Annotated in this window: 14 protein-coding genes, 1 tRNA gene and 1 other RNA gene; 9 read left to right on the plus strand and 7 right to left on the minus strand. The window is 65.9% G+C overall.

All coding sequences use genetic code 11. The features are described from left to right. Positions 1-52: 52 nt before the first annotated feature. Both ssrA and WFL22_RS01855 read left to right on the plus strand, forming a co-directional pair. Positions 53-425, plus strand: a transfer-messenger RNA (tmRNA) gene (gene ssrA, locus WFL22_RS01850). Positions 426-551: 126 nt separating this feature from the next. After that, entirely contained in the window at positions 552-1,292 is a 741-nt protein-coding gene (locus WFL22_RS01855) for a VIT1/CCC1 transporter family protein (RefSeq protein ID WP_336651415.1), read from the plus strand. Positions 1,293-1,316: 24 nt separating this feature from the next. Here WFL22_RS01855 and WFL22_RS01860 read toward each other — a convergent pair whose 3' ends face one another. Continuing rightward, on the minus strand, positions 1,317-2,717 hold the full coding sequence (locus WFL22_RS01860; protein WP_336991230.1) for a TrkH family potassium uptake protein: 1,401 nt from the start codon (positions 2,715-2,717) through the stop codon (positions 1,317-1,319). Between the two features lie 227 nt (positions 2,718-2,944). Between WFL22_RS01860 and nhaA (WFL22_RS01865) the strand changes: the two genes are divergently transcribed. Continuing rightward, entirely contained in the window at positions 2,945-4,318 is a 1,374-nt protein-coding gene (nhaA, locus tag WFL22_RS01865; protein ID WP_336991231.1) for a Na+/H+ antiporter NhaA, read from the plus strand. A gap of 156 nt (positions 4,319-4,474) precedes the next feature. Then, entirely contained in the window at positions 4,475-6,079 is a 1,605-nt protein-coding gene (locus WFL22_RS01870; RefSeq protein ID WP_336991232.1) for an MFS transporter, read from the plus strand. Here WFL22_RS01870 and chrA read toward each other — a convergent pair. Beyond that, positions 6,062-7,261 carry a chromate efflux transporter gene (gene chrA, locus WFL22_RS01875; RefSeq protein WP_336991234.1) on the minus strand — a complete coding sequence of 400 codons (1,200 nt, stop codon included), beginning with the start codon at positions 7,259-7,261 and terminating at the stop codon, positions 6,062-6,064. The two genes, WFL22_RS01870 and chrA, sit on opposite strands and share 18 nt — an antisense overlap. A gap of 69 nt (positions 7,262-7,330) precedes the next feature. Between chrA and WFL22_RS01880 the strand changes: the two genes are divergently transcribed. Continuing rightward, positions 7,331-8,272 (plus strand): GlxA family transcriptional regulator, encoded by a 942-nt coding sequence (locus WFL22_RS01880; protein WP_336991236.1) that lies wholly within the window; start codon positions 7,331-7,333, stop codon positions 8,270-8,272. 176 nt (positions 8,273-8,448) lie between these two features. Continuing rightward, positions 8,449-9,450 carry a type I glyceraldehyde-3-phosphate dehydrogenase gene (gene gap, locus WFL22_RS01885; protein ID WP_336651409.1) on the plus strand — a complete coding sequence of 334 codons (1,002 nt, stop codon included), beginning with the start codon at positions 8,449-8,451 and terminating at the stop codon, positions 9,448-9,450. Between the two features lie 57 nt (positions 9,451-9,507). On the opposite strand, the gene WFL22_RS01890 is transcribed toward gap, so the two are convergent. The 5 genes from WFL22_RS01890 to WFL22_RS01910 all read right to left on the minus strand — a co-directional run bounded on the left by WFL22_RS01890 (position 9,508) and on the right by WFL22_RS01910 (position 12,561). After that, positions 9,508-9,909, minus strand: coding sequence for a DUF3054 domain-containing protein (locus WFL22_RS01890; protein ID WP_336991237.1), 402 nt, complete (start codon positions 9,907-9,909; stop codon positions 9,508-9,510). Continuing rightward, entirely contained in the window at positions 9,909-10,730 is an 822-nt protein-coding gene (locus WFL22_RS01895; protein WP_336991238.1) for an inositol monophosphatase family protein, read from the minus strand. The genes WFL22_RS01890 and WFL22_RS01895 overlap by 1 nt, the downstream gene beginning before the upstream one ends. Before the next feature lie 82 nt (positions 10,731-10,812). Beyond that, positions 10,813-10,885: transfer RNA gene (locus tag WFL22_RS01900), tRNA-Lys, on the minus strand. 106 nt (positions 10,886-10,991) lie between these two features. Then, positions 10,992-12,248 carry a Na+/H+ antiporter NhaA gene (gene nhaA / locus WFL22_RS01905; RefSeq protein ID WP_336991240.1) on the minus strand — a complete coding sequence of 419 codons (1,257 nt, stop codon included), beginning with the start codon at positions 12,246-12,248 and terminating at the stop codon, positions 10,992-10,994. Between the two features lie 82 nt (positions 12,249-12,330). Further along, positions 12,331-12,561 carry a hypothetical protein gene (locus tag WFL22_RS01910; protein WP_336991242.1) on the minus strand — a complete coding sequence of 77 codons (231 nt, stop codon included), beginning with the start codon at positions 12,559-12,561 and terminating at the stop codon, positions 12,331-12,333. A 282-nt stretch (positions 12,562-12,843) separates the two neighbouring features. Between WFL22_RS01910 and WFL22_RS01915 the strand changes: the two genes are divergently transcribed. The 3 genes from WFL22_RS01915 to WFL22_RS01925 all read left to right on the plus strand — a co-directional run bounded on the left by WFL22_RS01915 (position 12,844) and on the right by WFL22_RS01925 (position 16,809). Further along, positions 12,844-13,080 carry a hypothetical protein gene (locus WFL22_RS01915; protein ID WP_336651404.1) on the plus strand — a complete coding sequence of 79 codons (237 nt, stop codon included), beginning with the start codon at positions 12,844-12,846 and terminating at the stop codon, positions 13,078-13,080. A gap of 99 nt (positions 13,081-13,179) precedes the next feature. Next, positions 13,180-14,871 carry a dihydroxy-acid dehydratase gene (ilvD, locus tag WFL22_RS01920; RefSeq protein WP_336991243.1) on the plus strand — a complete coding sequence of 564 codons (1,692 nt, stop codon included), beginning with the start codon at positions 13,180-13,182 and terminating at the stop codon, positions 14,869-14,871. A gap of 138 nt (positions 14,872-15,009) precedes the next feature. Beyond that, positions 15,010-16,809: an acetolactate synthase large subunit gene (locus tag WFL22_RS01925; RefSeq protein WP_336651402.1), complete on the plus strand. Its 1,800-nt coding sequence runs from the start codon at positions 15,010-15,012 to the stop codon at positions 16,807-16,809.

The following is a 16,809-nucleotide window of genomic DNA, read 5'->3' on the forward strand; positions in this document are numbered from 1 at the left end:
CGAATGCCCCTAAGCTGCACCCCAGGGTGCGAGCGCCGCTTGCGGCGCACACGGGGCCGATCGGTTTCGACACGTCGATTTTGAGACTGTGAGAAGCGGGCCGAGGACGCGGAGTTATCTCGTAAACGCCCTTCGCAAACCATAGGTGCCAACGCTAAGCGCACCGACTTCGCTCTCGCTGCCTAAGCACGAGACCGAGTCCGTCAGGTCGGGTGGGCCTCCGCCCCGGTTTCCTGGCGTCATCTAGGAGGCTTGCTGATGCGTCGTGTCTCAGGGCGCATCGGGACTTTCACTGAGACTGGGCCTGTCGTTCTAGGTGTTCGTGACAAGGAACGGGGCCGAGTAGAACGTTTGCATGAACTACGCTCGTAGAAGGCACGGAATCGTCGAAGTGGACCGGGGTTCGATTCCCCGCGGCTCCACCAGAGCATTCGCATCACGCACTGCACCACACACCGCAGAGGCCGCCCCCAGGGGCGGCCTCTGCGCTTTGTGGTGAGGCCAGGCTTTCCTGCGTTGCGGGTGCTGCAGCCAGCGGCCAGGATATGAGTATGAGCGAAACCAAGCCCGCCACCCCCGCATCGCAGCCCCATCAGGGCGAAGCCCACGGTGGCAACATCGGACAGCGCCTCAACTGGCTGCGCGCCGGAGTGCTCGGCGCGAACGACGGCATCGTATCGACGGCCGGTGTGGTGATCGGTGTGGCCGGGGCCACACCCAACAACGTGATCGCTATTGCCACCGCAGGCATCGCAGCCCTCGTCGCAGGCGCCTTCTCAATGGCGGGCGGAGAATACGTCTCGGTCAGCACGCAGCGCGACACCGAGCGCGCGCTGATCGAGAAAGAGCGGCGCGAACTCGCCGAAATGCCCGAAGAAGAGCTGGAGGAGCTCGCCGGACTCTACCGTGACCGCGGGTTGTCGCCTGATCTTGCGCACCAGGTTGCGGTGGAACTCACCGCGAAGGACGCGCTCGCTGCTCATGCCGAGGTCGAACTCGGCATCGACCCCAACGAGTACACGAGCCCGTGGGCAGCGGCGGTCTCGTCGTTCATCTCGTTCACTGTCGGCGCGCTGGTCCCGCTCATCATGATCCTGCTGCCCTTCGGCGAGCATCGAGTGTGGATTGCGGCAGTGGCCGTGGTGCTCGGCTTGCTGCTCACGGGGTGGATCAGCGCCGCGCTCGGCGGGGCACCGCGAGGCCGCGCGATCCTGCGCAACGTGGTGATGGGCTCGGCGACCATGGTGGCCACCTATGTGATTGGGGTGTTGTTCGGCGTCGCCGTGAGTTGATCTTGCGAGACGCGCGTCTCGTGCCTAGCCGATGATCGGGCGCTCGGTCGGCAGCGTGAACGATTCGCGTTTCTGCCGGAGGGCGAGAGCTGATGCGAGCACGATGGGTCCGACTCGACCGACGAGCATGAGCGCCGACAGCACGTACTTTCCGAACGCCCCGACCTCACTCGATATCCCCACGGAGAGTCCACAGGTCGCAAAGGCCGAGATCACCTCGAACAGGATCCGATCGAGTTTCGCATCGCTGACGACGGTGAGCAGAGCCGACGCAACGAAGACGAGCGTCGCCCCCAGGAATGTCACGCTGATCGCCAGCCGCAGCGTGCTGTTCGGAATGCGGCGCCCCATCACATTCGTGTGCTGGCGACCGCGTGCCTCCGTGATGATCGCGAGGAACAGCACCGCGAGAGTGGTGACCTTGATGCCACCCGCTGTGGATGCGGAGCCGCCACCCACGAACATCATCGCGTCGCTGAGCAGCATCGTGGTCGAGGTCGAGGATTCCATGTCGACGATAGCGAAACCACCCGAGCGCATCATCGTTGATGCGAAGAGCGCGTGTCCGAGCTTGCTTCCCCAGTGTTCGGCACCGACGGTCGCCGGGTTATTCCATTCGAAGAGCGCCCACGCGGCCGTGCCGAGGAGCAGCAGAATCGTCGTCGTCGCCAAAGTGAGTTTGGTGTGCAGCGTCCACCGCTGGCGTGTCCATCTCGCGCGGATGAGGTTGAGATAGACCGGAAAGCCGAAACTGCCCACGAACACCCCGATGGTGATCGGCGCGAGCACGAAGAGATTGTCGTCAAATGCTGCCAGCCCGCCGTCATGAGGGGTGAACCCCGCATTGGAGAATGCGGAGATCGCGTAGAACGCTCCATTCCAAAGCCCCTGCCCGAAGGACCCTTCGGCGGTGATGAACGCTGGCGCGAGCGCAGCGAAGAGCGCTGCCTCGATCGCCAGGGTCGTCACGACGACCACTCGGAGCAGTCGGCCGACCTCGCCGAGTCCCTCGGAACCGATGCTGGCTTTCGCGAACACGCGGCTACTGACGCCGAGTCGACGAGTGACCATGAGCCCGAGCAGAAGAGCGATGGTGACGACGCCGAGCCCACCGGTCTGGATCGCGACAAGGATCACCGCTTCCCCGAAGAATGACCAGTGCGCCGCGGTGTCCACACTCGTAAGCCCGGTGACGGTCACGGCCGAGACGGCGGTGAACAGTGCGTCGGGGAGGGCGGTCGCAGTGCCGTCGGCCGAAGCTGCCGGCAAGGTGAGTAGCAGAGTGAACACGAACACTGCTGCGATGAACACGCTGATCGCGATGCGGGCCGGGGAATGGCCCAGCATGTAGCGCACCCGGTGCCATGAGTGACGCGCTTGCCGCCTCAGCTGCCCAAGCGCGATGGCTCCGGTGTGTGGCTCCATGATCGGCGAACCTCCCAGCTTGAGTCCCTTCTTGTTACAGATGCAGGACGCACTCGATCGTATACTCGTCCGACACGTCCGCGTCACGCCGAATCGCGCATTCGGTGCGTAGGTGCGCTTCCCGCATGCGCACCATAGGATGGAGGTCTGCGGACGCCAGCGGCCGCAGTGGAGTGCCGGGAAGTCTGGTCGGCGAAGAATGCATCGACCAGAAAACTGGAGCAACCATGACCGATTCCTCGCGGAGTACCCGACGTTCGTTTCCTCGATACGGCTCATTCTCGGAAGCCGGCCGAATTTCAGAGATTCTGCGGAAAGAAACAGTTGGCGGCGTTCTGCTGGTCGTCGCCGCCACGATTGCCATCGTGTGGGCGAACTCACCGGCCGCAGAGGTCTACTTCACCATCCGTGACTTCGAGCTCGGCTATGAACCTTGGCATCTGAAGCTCAGTCTCGGTGCTTGGGCCGCAGACGGCCTGCTCGCGATCTTCTTCTTCCTCGTCGGCCTCGAACTCAAACGGGAGTTCGTTGCCGGCGATCTGCGACGCTTCAGCACGGCGATCGTGCCGGTGGCTGCCGCGGTCGGGGGAGTGGCGGTCCCTGCGGTCGTCTACATTCTCATCGTGCGCGGCGACGCAGCCGTGAGCCAGGGGTGGGCGATCCCCACCGCGACTGACATCGCCTTCGCGCTCGCGGTGCTCGCCATCATCGGGTCGAAACTTCCGAGCGCGCTGCGCATCTTCTTGCTGACGCTCGCGGTCGTCGACGACCTCATCGCCATCAGCATCATTGCGATCTTCTACACGGATCGCATCGACATCATCCCGCTGGTCATTGCGCTTGTGGTCATCGTTGTTTACGGTTGCATCGCCCAGCGCTACCGGGAGTTCTTCGGCCGGCGCGCATTCGCAGCGTGGGTCATCTTGCTGCCGATCGGCATCGTGGCGTGGGCGTTCATGCACGCTTCGGGGATCCACGCCACAATTGCGGGCGTGCTGCTTGGCTTCACGGTGCCGGTGAAGCTCCGGGCGGCAGCGGATCGCGACCCATCGGCAGGTCGCGGGCTTGCCGAGGAGTTCGAACATCGATTCAGGCCGATTTCAGCGGGGGTCGCGGTCCCGGTGTTCGCGTTCTTCGCTGCCGGGGTGGCCGTCGGCGGATGGGACGGGGTGCAGATCGCGGTTGCAGCCCCCGTCACAGTGGCCATCGTCGCAGCGCTGGTCGTGGGTAAACCGTTGGGCATTGTCGTGACCACGTGGCTGCTGACGAGGGCTGCGGGTATCCGGCTCGACCCGGCTCTCCGATGGGTCGACCTCATCGGGGTCGGCCTTCTCGCCGGCATCGGTTTCACAGTGTCGTTGCTCATCGCAGAGCTCAGTTTCGCTCCCGAAGCGCCCGAGTACGGCTTCGCGAAGTTCGCGATCCTCGCGGCTTCGGTGACCGCCGCACTGCTGGCGTCCGTGCTCTTGGGTCTGCGGAATCGTGCACATGGCAAGGCCCTCGAGCGTGAACAGGTGGATGCCGATGGGGATGGCACCCCCGATGTCTACCAGCAGGAGGAAGCGGCGCGCGATCATCGCCCCGAGTCTCCGTTGCCCTGAGCGGCTCCGCTGCGCAGCCCGGCCAACGTCGACTCGGTGCCGTCGTTTCGGTGCCGTCTGTTCGGTTCGGCGACCCGGTGCTTGGGCTGCCCGCCCGTGATACGGGATACTGGTGCGGCACCGATCACGCGACCGGGTGCGAGACAAAGGAGCCCCGTGGACGTCGCCACCGAAACCCCCGAAGCGAGCACAACCGACGCGCCCCCGCGGGCGCGCGGCACGCTCGTTGCGCTTTTGTTCGCTGCCGCTGTATGCAACATCAACACGGTTGTTGCTGGCATCGCCGTTCCTGACATCGGGGAGCAGTTCGGAGCGTCGCAGACCGCGCTCAATCTCGTCGCACTCGCCACAGGCCTTGGCCTGTCAATCTCCGTGCTCTACCTGGGGGCCGTCGCCGACCGCTATGGCCGCAAGCAAATGCTGCTCATCGGGATCGCGAGCACGCTCGCGGCCAGCACGCTTTCCAGCTTGTCAGCTTCGGTCGAGATGCTGATCGTCGCGCAGGTGCTGGTGGGGCTTGCCGGCGGAATGGCGTTCCCCACCACGCTCTCGCTCATCACCGCGCTCTGGGCGAAAGGCCCCGGCCGCACAGGCGTCATCGCGATTTGGTCGAGCGTTTCGAGCATGGCCACTATCGCCGGGGCGATCCTCGCGGGCCTCGTGCTGGTGCTCACCAGCTGGAACTGGGTGTTCATGCTCAGCACCCCCATCGCAGCAATCGCCTTCGTGCTCGTGCTGCGTTTCGTGCCCTCGCACATCGCGGAATCGAACACCCCCGTCGATCACCTCGGCGGCGTGCTCTCAGCGACCGCGCTCGGTGCCCTCGTGCTCGGCGTCAGCATCGTCTTCGCGCCGGGCGGCGCAACCATCGGCGTGGTGCTGCTCGCAGCCGCCGCGCTTCTGCTCCTGCTGTTCGGGCTGCGGCAAGCACGGGCAAGCTTTCCGCTGTTCGATCTGAGTGTCGCCAAACAGCGGCTCTTCTGGCTGCCCGCAGTTGGTGGGCTCATCGCCGTCGGCTCCCTGAGCGGTGCCATGTTCGTCGGCGAACAGTTCATGCAGAGCGTGATGGGGTACAGCCCACTGCAAACCGGGCTCGCCGTCATCCCCGCCGCCGTGAGCCTCATGCTCGCAGCACCGCTCTCAGCCCGCGCCGTGGGGCGGTTCGGCACCCGCGACACCATGCTCCTCGGCTACGCCTTTCTGCTGACCGCCATGCTCAGTATGCTGCTCTGGCGCGAACACTCGCCCTACCCGCTGGTGGGATTCGGATTCTTCATGATCGGGATCGGCGTCACCTTCGTCATGACAGCCTCCCGGCGCGCGCTCACCAGCAGCACCCCCGTGCGCCGTGCAGGCATGGCCTCAGCAACCTCAGACCTGCAGAACGACCTCGGCGGATCAGTGATGCAAGCGCTCCTCGGGGCAGTGCTCGCCAGCGGATTCGCCGCGGTCATCGCAGGCAAGATCGCGGCCTCCCCGGATGCCGCCTCCCTGAGCGCCGAGGTCACCAGAGCCCTCCAATCGTCGTTCGCCTCGGCCGAACATGTCGCGCAGCAGTACCCGCACTATACGCAGGAGATCCTCGACGGTGCTCGCGCGAGTCTGCTCGACGGCTCGCTGCTCGCCTTTGTCATCGGCGCGGCAGTCACCCTGATCGGCGCCGCCGCGATCCGCTTCGGCTTGCCGAACCGGGAAGTCGAACGGCGTCTCGCCGAGGAACGCCCGGAAGAGGAACCGACGGGGCTACGGGATTCCGAGTAGTCCCGCGAGCACACCTGCAGCCGCGGCCGTAAGCACCACGCACCACGCAGGCAACTTCGCAAGAGCGAGCATCAGCAGCCCGCCCACCGCAATCGCCAGCGATGCCGGGCCCGCCACCCCAGAAGTGATCACCGGATGCCACAGTGCCGCCGCAAGAATCCCCACCACAGCAGCATTCGCGCCCGCCATCGCCGCGCGCGCAAGCGGCCTCGCACGAAGCCCGTTCCAAAACGGCAGCGCCGCCACTAGCAGCAACATACCCGGCACAAACACCGCAACCAGCGCGAGCAATGCGGTCAACGGAGCCGTCCACCCAGCCCCCATCTCAAACCCCAGATACGCCGCGAAAGTGAACAGCGGCCCCGGCACCGCCTGCGCCGCCCCATACCCCGCAATGAACTGCTCAGGCGACACCGCCGCCGCAACCGCCGGCTCAGCCTGCAACAGCGGCAGCACCACATGACCACCGCCAAACACCGCCGCACCAGCCCGCGAGAACGCGTCAGCAATTCCCACCCACAGTGAAGGCACCAGACTGTTCAGCATCGGCAAACCGACAACCACAGCAACAAACATCGCTAACGCGATCACACCAGCCCGCCGCGACACCCGCAGCAGCAACGCAGGCGGATCCTCACCCAACGAACGCCGACACCACACAGCACCCGCGACCACACCAGCCGCAATCGCCCCGAACTGGCCAAACTGGCCAGGCAACAACAGCGCCAAAGCCGCACCCATGATACCGATCGCGAGACGCGGCGCATCAGGGGTGAGCGTGCGTGCCATACCCCACACCGCATGCGCCACAACCGCAACTGCGGCCGCCTGCAACCCCAGCAGCACCCCCGCCCACAGTGGCCCGTCGAAGGCAAGCGCACCGACCGCGAACAACACCAGCAACACCGCCGACGGCAAGGTGAACGCTGCCCACGCGGCGAGCGCACCCAGCGGGCCGCCACGCATCAGACCCAGCGCAAAGCCCACCTGGCTCGACGCCGGACCAGGCAGAAACTGACACAGCGCCACCAGCTCGCCATACTGCCTGTCGCTCAGCCATTCCCGCCGCACCACGAACTCATCGCGAAAATACCCCAAGTGGGCGACAGGGCCCCCGAAGGAGGTAAGCCCCAGTTTCAAGAACGCTCGAAACGCCTCGGCGGGGGAGTGCTGACGGCTCATGCAGGAGTGGCCTTCGCTCGGGTCGGGGATACCCTCAGCCTACCCGCCCCGCGGGTAGGCTGAGGGTTCATGAAGCGGGTTGCGGTTGTGGTGTTGGAGGGGGCGAAGCCGCTCGATGTCGGTATTCCCGCGCAGGTGTTCACGACTCGTGCCAGCATGCCGTACTCGGTTGAGGTGTGCGGGGTGCAGCCGGGGTTGATCGCGGGCGGCGATGGCCTTTCTTACCATGTGGAGCATGGCATTGAGGCGCTTGAGGTGGCGGATCTCGTGTTCGTTCCGGGCTACCGGCACCCTGACCGCGATGCTCCGCCGCCGGCGCTTATCGAGGCGCTGCGTGCCGCTCACGCGCGTGGGGCGCGACTCGCGGCGATCTCGACGGGCGCGTTTGCGCTCGCCGCAACGGGGCTGCTCGATGGTCGGCGCGCTACGACGCACTGGCATTATTCGCGTGTGCTTGCCGAACGGTTTCCAGAGGTGCGGGTTGACGAGCGGGTGCTGTTTGTCGATGAGGGCTCGGTGTTGACTTCGGCCGGTGCTGCATCTGGCATCGATCTTTGCTTGCATATTTTGCGCAAGGAGGCGGGCATGGCGGTGGCGAATCACGCTGCGAGGCGGCTTGTGGCGGCCCCGTATCGGAGTGGCGGCCAGGCGCAGTTTGTGCCGCAGGGGGTGCCTGAGACGCATGGCGAGCGATTCACTGAGACGCGGGCCTGGGCGCTGCGGCGTTTGGGTGAGCCGCTTGATATCCCGCTTCTTGCGGCTCATGCTCGGGTGTCGGAACGCACCTTGGCGCGCCGTTTTCGTGATGAGACAGGGTATACGCCGATGCAGTGGATCATGCGGGCGCGTGTGGATCGTGCGCGTGAGTTGCTGGAGGAGACGGGGCTTGGGGTAGAGGAGATCGCGGACATCGTGGGGTTGGGCACGGCGACCAATTTGCGACGGCATTTCCGTGCGGTACTGGGCACGACACCGAGCGATTATCGGCGCACCTTTTCTCGCAGGTCGTGAGTGGCGGTGGCCTGGTTGTGTGATCGGGGTGAGGGTCGCGGAGGGGGCGGATCGTCACCACATCTTGGCAGAATACGTTCGAACACTGGCATTAGTGCCACTGGACGTGGTGCGGAATTCGCCTCATCCTAGATATGAGGCATTTCGCGATCAACGCTGAAGGAGAAAGTGCAACCATGACCGCACGGGTGGCTATCAACGGATTCGGACGTATCGGACGAGGAGTGCTGCGCGCAATCCTGAAAAACCAGAGCGACATCGAAGTGGTCGCGGTCAACGACCTCACCAACGGTGAAATGCTTGCGCACCTGCTGGAGTGGGACAGCGTCTACGGTCGCCTGAAGAGGCACATCTCCTTCGAAGACGGAGAGCTGATCGTCGACGACCGTCGCATCAAGGTGTTCGCCGAGGCTGACCCCGCGAAGCTGCCTTGGGGCGAGCTCGGTGTTGACGTCGTGCTCGAGTCGACGGGGCGCTTCACCAAGGCCGACGATGCCCGCAAGCACCTCGACGCCGGCGCCGGGCGGGTGCTCGTGAGCGCCCCGGCAACGGGTGCCGATCTCACCGTCGTGGTCGGTGTGAACGATCACCTCTACGATCCAGCGAAGCACCGCATCGTCTCGAACGCATCCTGCACCACCAATGCCTTTGCGCCGCTCGCGCAGGTGCTCGATAACCTCGCAGGGATCACGCAGGGTTTCATGACCACGGTGCATGCCTATACCCAGGATCAGAACCTGATCGACGGCCCGCACAAGGACCGGAGGCGTGCTCGTGCCGCTGCCCTCAACATTGTGCCCACTTCAACGGGTGCAGCCAAGGCCATCGGTCTCGTGCTGCCGCAGCTCGACGGAAAGCTGTCGGGCACCTCGATGCGCGTACCGGTGCCGGTCGGTTCGATCGTCGAGCTCAACGCCGCAGTGTCGCGCGAGGTGACGCGCGAGGAGGTGCTCGAGGCATACCGGGCCGCCGCCGCGGAGGGCGCCCTCGAGCATGTCTTCGAGTATTCCGACGAGCCGCTTGTCTCCTCAGACATCGTGGGCAACTCTCACTCCTCGATCTTCGATTCCGAGCTGACTGAGGTGCAGGGCAAGCACGTCAAGGTGACCAGCTGGTATGACAACGAGTGGGGGTTCTCGAACCGGGCCGCCGAGATGCTCGCCAAGATGGCTGACTGAGCAAGGTTCTCGCACTGACGAACCCCGGCGCCTGCGGGCGTCGGGGTTCGTTGTGGTTCAGGGGTGTTTCGGGTGATGCTTCCGGTGTCGGATGCGCAGCACGAGCGTGACGATCCCGCGCCATCCGAGCAGGAAGGCCCCGAGGGTCACCGTGGCGACGATGATGAACGCCGGCGCGGTGCCCTGCCCCGAGAGCAGTCGCATCGCCATGCCGAGCACCACGGTGCCGACCCACACGGGCACCCCGGAGCGCAGCGGTCGCACGGGCTCACGCCACACCATGCCCCAGCCCCACACGAGCAGCAACCCCACGAGGAACGGCCACGCAGTCTCGATGAGGCCGAGCAGTGCTCCGCCACGAGAGTGGCTTGCGCGGCCGATCCCCGCGAACAGGAGCACGAGAGCCGCGTCGACTGCGAGGGCGAGAGCCGCACGCCAGGGCGCGGGGGAGCGGCCCATCACCGGGTGGTTCCGTCGGCCGCGCGGGCATCCTCGATGGTGGCGATCACCGCGTCGTGCAGGGCGCCGTTCGTGGCGAGAGCGCTGCCATTCCAAGCGCTTTCTGAGCCTGCGATGTCGGTGAAACGGCCTCCTGCCTCGCGCACGATGGGCACGAGCGCTGCGAGGTCGTAGGGCTTCACATCGAATTCGGCAACGACGTCGAGCAAGCCCTCGGCGAGCAGCATGTACGACCACATATCGCCGTAGGCGCGATCCCGCCACACCGCGCGGCTGAGCTCGATGAGGGGCTGCAGGTAGCCGGCAACATCCCACTGCTCGATGCTCTGAAAGCTGAGAGAAGCATGCTCGAGCTCGCTGATGCCCGAGACGCGCAGCTTGCGCGGATCCTGCCCGGCCTGCTGACCCCAGGCGCCGCTCCCGGTCTCTGCCCACCAGCGCGCGCCGAAGCCGGGTGCAGAGACCACTCCCACCGTCGGCTCGCCGTCGACCTCGAGCGCGATGAGGGTCGCCCAGTTCGGCACGCCGCGCAGGAAGTTGGCGGTGCCGTCGATCGGATCGATGATCCAGCGCCGAGAACCCTTTTCGGAGCGACCCGACTCTTCACCGAAGAAGCTGTCGCCGGGCAGTTCGGCCTCGATCCGCTCGCGCAGTGCGCGCTCGACGGCCTTGTCGGCGTCGGTGACGAAGGTGCGATCGGGCTTCGTCTCGATCGTGAGGTCAGCCGACTGGAAGCGCGGCAGGGAGACCGCATCGGCGAGATCGGCGAGATCGAGCGCGAACGCGAGATCGGTCGAGGGGATGGGGAGTGAAGCGGGCATCGCACGCCTTCCATGAACGGTCGGTAAACCGGGTTCGGATACGAGAAAAGCCCCACCCTGAGGTGGAGCTTTTCTCACTGCGTGCGCCCTCACGGGCTCGAACCGTGGACCCGCTGATTAAGAGTCAGCTGCTCTACCAACTGAGCTAAAGGCGCCTGCTGCTCGCTGAGCAACAGGGAAAATACTAACACGGGATTTTCCAACCGTTCAAATTCAGTCGGCAAACGGCGGATCACGGGCGTGTCGCCCGGCCTCCGAGTGTCAGCGCTTGCGGGCAGCAGGCCGCCGCACCAGCAGGGCCGCGGCCACCACCACGGCAATCACGGAACCCGACATGACTGCGAGCCGTGCCGTGTCAGCATCGGAAGCATTGACGAAGCTCAGATCCGCCACCAGCAAAGCCACCGTGAACCCAACGCCCGCGAGCGCGCCCACGCCAATGAGTTCGCGCCACCGAACCGACTCGTCGAGCTCGGCCCTCGTGAAGCGGGTGAGCAGCCACGTCGAGACCGCGATGCCGAGGGGCTTGCCCACGACCAGGCCGACCATGATGCCCAGCGCGATCGGGTCGAAGGGGAAGCGCGAGTCACCCCCAACGGCCACCCCGGCTGCGAAGAACGCGAAAATGGGCACGGCGATACCTGTCGAGAGTGGGCGGAAGCGGTGCTCGAATACCTCCGCGAGCTGGGTGCCGCCGACACCCGAGACAGGAACCAGGAACGCGAGCACCACGCCCACGATCGTGGCGTGGATGCCGGAGGCATGGAAGAGCGCCCACGCAACACCCCCGATCGGGAGCAGAATCAGCCACGGACCCCACCCCGACTTCGCGAACCAGGCAGGGAAGCGCCGCACCAGGAACGCGTAGGCCGCTATCGGCAGCAGGCTCGCGGCGAGGGGTAGCCACTGCATGCCTTCAGTGTAGAAAATCGCGATGATGCTGATCGCGATGAGATCGTCGACCACCGCGAGGGTCAGCAGGAACATGCGCAGCGCCGGCGGAATCCGGGGGGCGATGAGGCCGAGCACGGCGACTGCGAAGGCGATGTCGGTGGCTGTTGGGATCGCCCAGCCGTGCACTGCTGGGGTGCCCGCGGTAAACGCCACGTAGATGAGCGCCGGCACGGCCACCCCGCCGAACGCGGCTGCGACCGGCACGATCGCCGTCGAGAAGCGGCTCAGCTCGCCCGCGACGAACTCTCGTTTGAGTTCGAGCCCCACCATGAAGAAGAAGATGGCCAGCAGGCCGTCAGCGGCCCACTGGCCGAGCGATAGATCGAGGTGCAGGGATGCGGGGCCGATGCGGGTGTCGCGCAGTGCAAAGTAGTCGTCAGCGAGGGGGCTGTTCGCCGCGATGAAGCCGATCAGGGCGGCGACCATCACGATCACACCACCCACCACCTCGCCGCGCAGCAGCGTGCTGACGCGCGCGGCTTCCCGCTGGTTGACAAGCCGCAGTAGGCGGCGCGGTCTGGGCTGCCGCCTGGGGGCTTCGGGGGAGTGGCGGGGCTCGTTCATCTCGCGCCTTTCAGGAAGGGGACTCTCGTTACAGTGTCGACCAGACTTCCCGACGCGCCGAGACGAGTGTACTTGGGGGTGGCTAGCCCTGCTTCTTGCGGCGCTTCGCCGCTTCGTTCTCGAGCTCGTACTCGGTGTCTTGCTCCTGCATCGCAACCGTGGCGATCGCCAGCGCGAATCCGGCGAGCCAGACGCCCCACACGAGCATGCGTCGCCAGTCTTTCCGCATGGACTGCGTGCGCCGGGCGGTGCTGAGCGCGCCCGCGGCTGCTCCGATCACGCCGGGATTGGTCACGTACTTGCCGATCGACACGATTCCTCCCTCGGGTTGCCTGGACTGATCCGCTGCGGATCGAGGTCTCCCGCCAGCCTACTCCCTGCCCGCCCGCGATCAGCTGCCTTCCCACGCCGCTTCGTTTCTGATAAGCCACTGTTCGTTGCGGTGCTGTGCGAGGGGTGGATCGGGCGCTGCGCGAGGGGCGGATCAGGCGCTGCGCGCCAGTGGGGTAATCTTGCCATCAGGAGCCCGCGCCGCGGGCAGATCACACCCGGCCTCGGAGAGGCCGACCGAAGCGAGAGCGAAGGAGAGGCCGGCATGGCGAAGCAGGAGACGCTGTTCGAGGAGAGCTCGCAGGGGGCGGTGAGCGCGACTACCGCGATCTTCTTCATCCTCTCAATCGTGCTGGTCATCGGCGGCATGGTGCTGATGAGCTTCGGCTTCAATGTCACACTGGGTCAGGTTGTTGAGCTGTGGACGTTCATCGGCGGCCTGGCGGCCACCATCGTCGGCTTCGTGCTGCCCTTCTCTCTGCTGCCCGCGATCGGCAAGTAGCGCGGCGGTTCGCCGATACTGAGCGCCGGAGGATCCTGGATCCTTCGGCGCTCTTGCGTATGCTGCGTCGGTGTCCTCGGTGGCGGCTAGACTGTTGACATGGCAGAGATTGACATGAAGCCGCGGAGCCGCGACGTCACCGATGGGATCGAGAAGGCCGCTGCCCGGGGCATGCTCCGAGCGGTCGGTATGGGCGATGAAGACTGGGATAAGCCCCAGATCGCCATTGCGAGTTCCTGGAACGACGTCACCCCCTGCAACCTGAGCCTCGACAGGCTTGCGCAGGGCGCCAAGGAGGGCGTGCACGCTGGCGGCGGCTACCCGCTTCAGTTCGGCACCATCTCCGTCTCTGACGGCATCTCGATGGGCCACGAGGGCATGCACTTCTCGCTCGTCTCCCGCGAGGTCATCACCGACTCCGTCGAAACCGTGATCATGGCTGAGCGCATGGACGGCTCAGTGCTGCTCGCGGGCTGCGACAAGTCGCTGCCCGGCATGCTGATGGCCGCGGCTCGCCTCGATCTCGCCTCGGTGTTCCTGTACGCCGGCTCGATCGCGCCGGGCTGGGTCAAGCTCTCAGACGGCACCGAGAAGCAGGTGACCATCATCGACGCCTTCGAGGCCGTGGGTGCGTGCAAGGCCGGCACGCTCAGCGAAGAAGACCTGAAGCGCGTCGAGTGCGCGATCGCCCCGGGCGAGGGTGCCTGCGGTGGCATGTACACCGCGAACACCATGGCGTGCGTTGCAGAAGCGCTCGGCATGAGCCTGCCCGGCTCGGCGGCGCCCCCCAGCGCCGACCGCCGCCGCGACTACTTCGCCCACCGCTCGGGCGAGGCCGTCGTTAACCTGCTGCGTCAAGGCATCACGGCCCGCGATATCCTCACCAAGAAGGCCTTCGAGAACGCGATCACCGTGGCGATGGTGCTCGGCGGCTCCACGAATGCCGTGCTGCACCTGCTCGCCATCGCGCGCGAGGCCGAGGTCGAGCTGACCCTCGAAGACTTCACCCGCATCGGCGCGAAGACCCCGCACCTCGCCGATATGAAGCCCTTCGGCCAGTACGTCGCTGAAGACTTCGACCGTGTCGGTGGCATGCCCGTCATCATGAAGGCGCTGCTCGATGCCGGTCTGCTGCACGGCGACGCACTCACCGTCACTGGAAAGACTGTCGCCGAGAACCTCGCCGACGTCACCACCGAGCTCGACGGCAAAGTGATTCGCAAGCTCGATGATCCGCTGCACGAGAACGGCGGCCTCACCATCCTCACCGGCAGCCTCGCCCCTGAGGGCGCCGTGGTGAAGACTGCAGGCTTCGACGCCGAGGTCTTCGAAGGCCCCGCCCGCGTCTTCGACCGTGAACGCGCCGCGATGGACGCCCTCACCGAAGGCACCATCAACAAGGGTGACGTCGTCGTGATCCGCTACGAGGGCCCCAAGGGTGGCCCCGGCATGCGCGAGATGCTCGCGATCACCGCCGCCATCAAGGGCGCAGGGCTCGGCAAGGATGTACTACTATTGACGGACGGACGATTCTCAGGCGGCACAACCGGCCTGTGTATCGGCCACATCGCGCCTGAGGCAACGGACGGAGGTCCGGTTGCCCTGGTCCGCGACGGCGACCTGATTCGGGTCGATGTCGTCGCACAAACGCTCGATCTGCTGGTAGATCCCGCCGAGCTCGAGGCCCGCCGAGCAAGCTGGGCCCCGCTTCCCCCGCGATACACGCGCGGTGTTCTGGCAAAGTACGCCAAGCTCGTCCGTTCGGCTTCCGAAGGCGCCGTCACCGGCTGATCCGGTGCCGCCGACAACGCCCGGCGGCTCGCAGCAGAGGCCCGCTCCGCGGAGTGGGCACTCACTCCGAGCCGCCGCAGCATGTCGGCCTCGGAGCCGTGCCGAACGCATTCACACCTCAGACCAGGAAAGCAAGCAATGACCTCGGAATCGAGTGCAGTTCCCCCATCGAAACCCGCGGCGCAACGCGGTGAGCGGATGACCGGTGCCCAAGCCGTCGTGCGCAGCCTCGAAGCGTTGGGCGTCACCGACGTCTTCGGCCTTCCCGGTGGCGCCGTGCTGCCTCTCTACGACGCACTCATGGACGCCGATCGCCTGCGCCACGTGCTCGTGCGCCACGAACAGGGCGGCGGCCACGCAGCAGAAGGCTTCGCAGCTGCGACGGGCAAGGTGGGCGTCTGCATCGCCACTTCAGGCCCCGGCGCGACGAACCTCGTCACCGCGATCGCCGACGCTTACATGGACTCCGTGCCGCTGCTCGCGATCACCGGCCAGGTGTTCTCGCACCTCATGGGCACCGATGCCTTCCAGGAAGCCGACATCGTCGGTGTCACTATGCCCATCACGAAGCACTCCTTCTTGGTGAAGAAGCCCGAGGAAATCCCCGGCGCTATTGCCGCGGCCTATCACCTCGCCTCCACGGGCCGCCCCGGCCCCGTGCTCGTCGACATCACCAAGGACGCCCAGGAGGGCATCCTCGACTTCGAGTGGGACGCACGCGTCGAGCTTGCCGGGTACCGGCCCATCACGAAGGCCAACAGCAAGCAGATTCAGGCCGCAGCCGAACTCATCGCGGCAGCGCAGCGCCCAGTGTTCTACGTCGGCGGTGGCGTCGGCCGCGCCGGCGCATCCGAAGAACTGCTGCAGCTCGCCGAGCTCGTGGGCGCCCCCGTGGTGACCACGCTGATGGCGCGCGGCGTCTTCCCCGACTCGCACCCGCAGCACCTCGGCATGCCCGGTATGCACGGCACCGTGCCTGCGGTGCTCGCGCTGCAAGAATCCGACCTGCTCATCACGCTCGGTGCCCGCTTTGACGACCGAGTCACCGGCAAGGCAGCGCTCTTCGCCCCCGAGGCGAAGGTGATTCACGCAGATATCGACCCCGCTGAGATCGGCAAGATCCGCGCCGCAGACGTGCCCATCGTCGGTGACGCGGCCGACGTCATCGCAGATCTCATCGCCGCGGTCTCCACGGCTAAGCTCAGCCGAGAGTTCGCAGACATCTCCGCGTGGTGGGAGCGCCTGCGCATGCTGCAGGAGCGCTTCCCCCTGGGCTACCAGGAGACGAGCGACGGACTACTCTCCCCGCAGCACGTCATCCAGCGCATCGGCGAACTGACGGGGCCCGAGGGCATCTACGCGGCCGGTGTCGGCCAGCACCAGATGTGGGCTGCGCAGTTCATCAAGTACGAGCGCCCCGGTGCGTGGCTCAACTCGGGTGGCGCCGGCACGATGGGCTACTCCGTTCCCGCCGCAATGGGTGCGAAGGTCGCAGAGCCTGAGCGTGTGGTGTGGGCGATCGACGGCGACGGCTGCTTCCAGATGACCAACCAGGAGCTCGCCACCTGCGTGGTGAACAACATCCCGATCAAGGTCGCGATCATCAATAACTCCTCGCTGGGCATGGTGCGCCAGTGGCAGACCCTCATTTACAACGGTCGCTACTCGAACACCGAGCTCAACACCGGGCACGGCTCGCAGCGCATCCCCGACTTCGTGAAGCTCGGCGACGCCTACGGCTGCCTCGCGATCCGCGTGGAGCGCGAAGACCAGGTCGACGATGCCATCAAGCTCGCGCTTGAGACCAACGACCGCCCCGTCGTCATCGACTTCGTGGTGAGTGCCGACGCGATGGTGTGGCCGATGGTGCGCCAGGGCACCTCTAACAGCGATATTCAGTACGCCCTCGAACACAGCCCCGAGTGGGAGGACGAGTAA

Origin of the sequence: Leucobacter sp. VD1 (genome assembly GCF_037150695.1) — a bacterium.
In the GTDB taxonomy this organism is placed as follows: domain Bacteria; phylum Actinomycetota; class Actinomycetes; order Actinomycetales; family Microbacteriaceae; genus Leucobacter.

What these genes read in the sequence shown, in the direction of transcription:
- WFL22_RS01860 (WP_336991230.1), bottom strand. Translation starts at nt 2,717, where the DNA reads ATGGAGCCACACACCGGAGCCATCGCGCTTGGGCAGCTGAGGCGGCAA.
- WFL22_RS01895 (WP_336991238.1), bottom strand. Translation starts at nt 10,730, where the DNA reads ATGCCCGCTTCACTCCCCATCCCCTCGACCGATCTCGCGTTCGCGCTC.
- nhaA (WP_336991231.1), top strand. Translation starts at nt 2,945, where the DNA reads ATGACCGATTCCTCGCGGAGTACCCGACGTTCGTTTCCTCGATACGGC.
- WFL22_RS01880 (WP_336991236.1), top strand. Translation starts at nt 7,331, where the DNA reads ATGAAGCGGGTTGCGGTTGTGGTGTTGGAGGGGGCGAAGCCGCTCGAT.
- WFL22_RS01915 (WP_336651404.1), top strand. Translation starts at nt 12,844, where the DNA reads ATGGCGAAGCAGGAGACGCTGTTCGAGGAGAGCTCGCAGGGGGCGGTG.
- gap (WP_336651409.1), top strand. Translation starts at nt 8,449, where the DNA reads ATGACCGCACGGGTGGCTATCAACGGATTCGGACGTATCGGACGAGGA.
- WFL22_RS01925 (WP_336651402.1), top strand. Translation starts at nt 15,010, where the DNA reads ATGACCTCGGAATCGAGTGCAGTTCCCCCATCGAAACCCGCGGCGCAA.
- WFL22_RS01855 (WP_336651415.1), top strand. Translation starts at nt 552, where the DNA reads ATGAGCGAAACCAAGCCCGCCACCCCCGCATCGCAGCCCCATCAGGGC.
- nhaA (WP_336991240.1), bottom strand. Translation starts at nt 12,248, where the DNA reads ATGAACGAGCCCCGCCACTCCCCCGAAGCCCCCAGGCGGCAGCCCAGA.
- ilvD (WP_336991243.1), top strand. Translation starts at nt 13,180, where the DNA reads ATGGCAGAGATTGACATGAAGCCGCGGAGCCGCGACGTCACCGATGGG.
- WFL22_RS01890 (WP_336991237.1), bottom strand. Translation starts at nt 9,909, where the DNA reads ATGGGCCGCTCCCCCGCGCCCTGGCGTGCGGCTCTCGCCCTCGCAGTC.
- chrA (WP_336991234.1), bottom strand. Translation starts at nt 7,261, where the DNA reads ATGAGCCGTCAGCACTCCCCCGCCGAGGCGTTTCGAGCGTTCTTGAAA.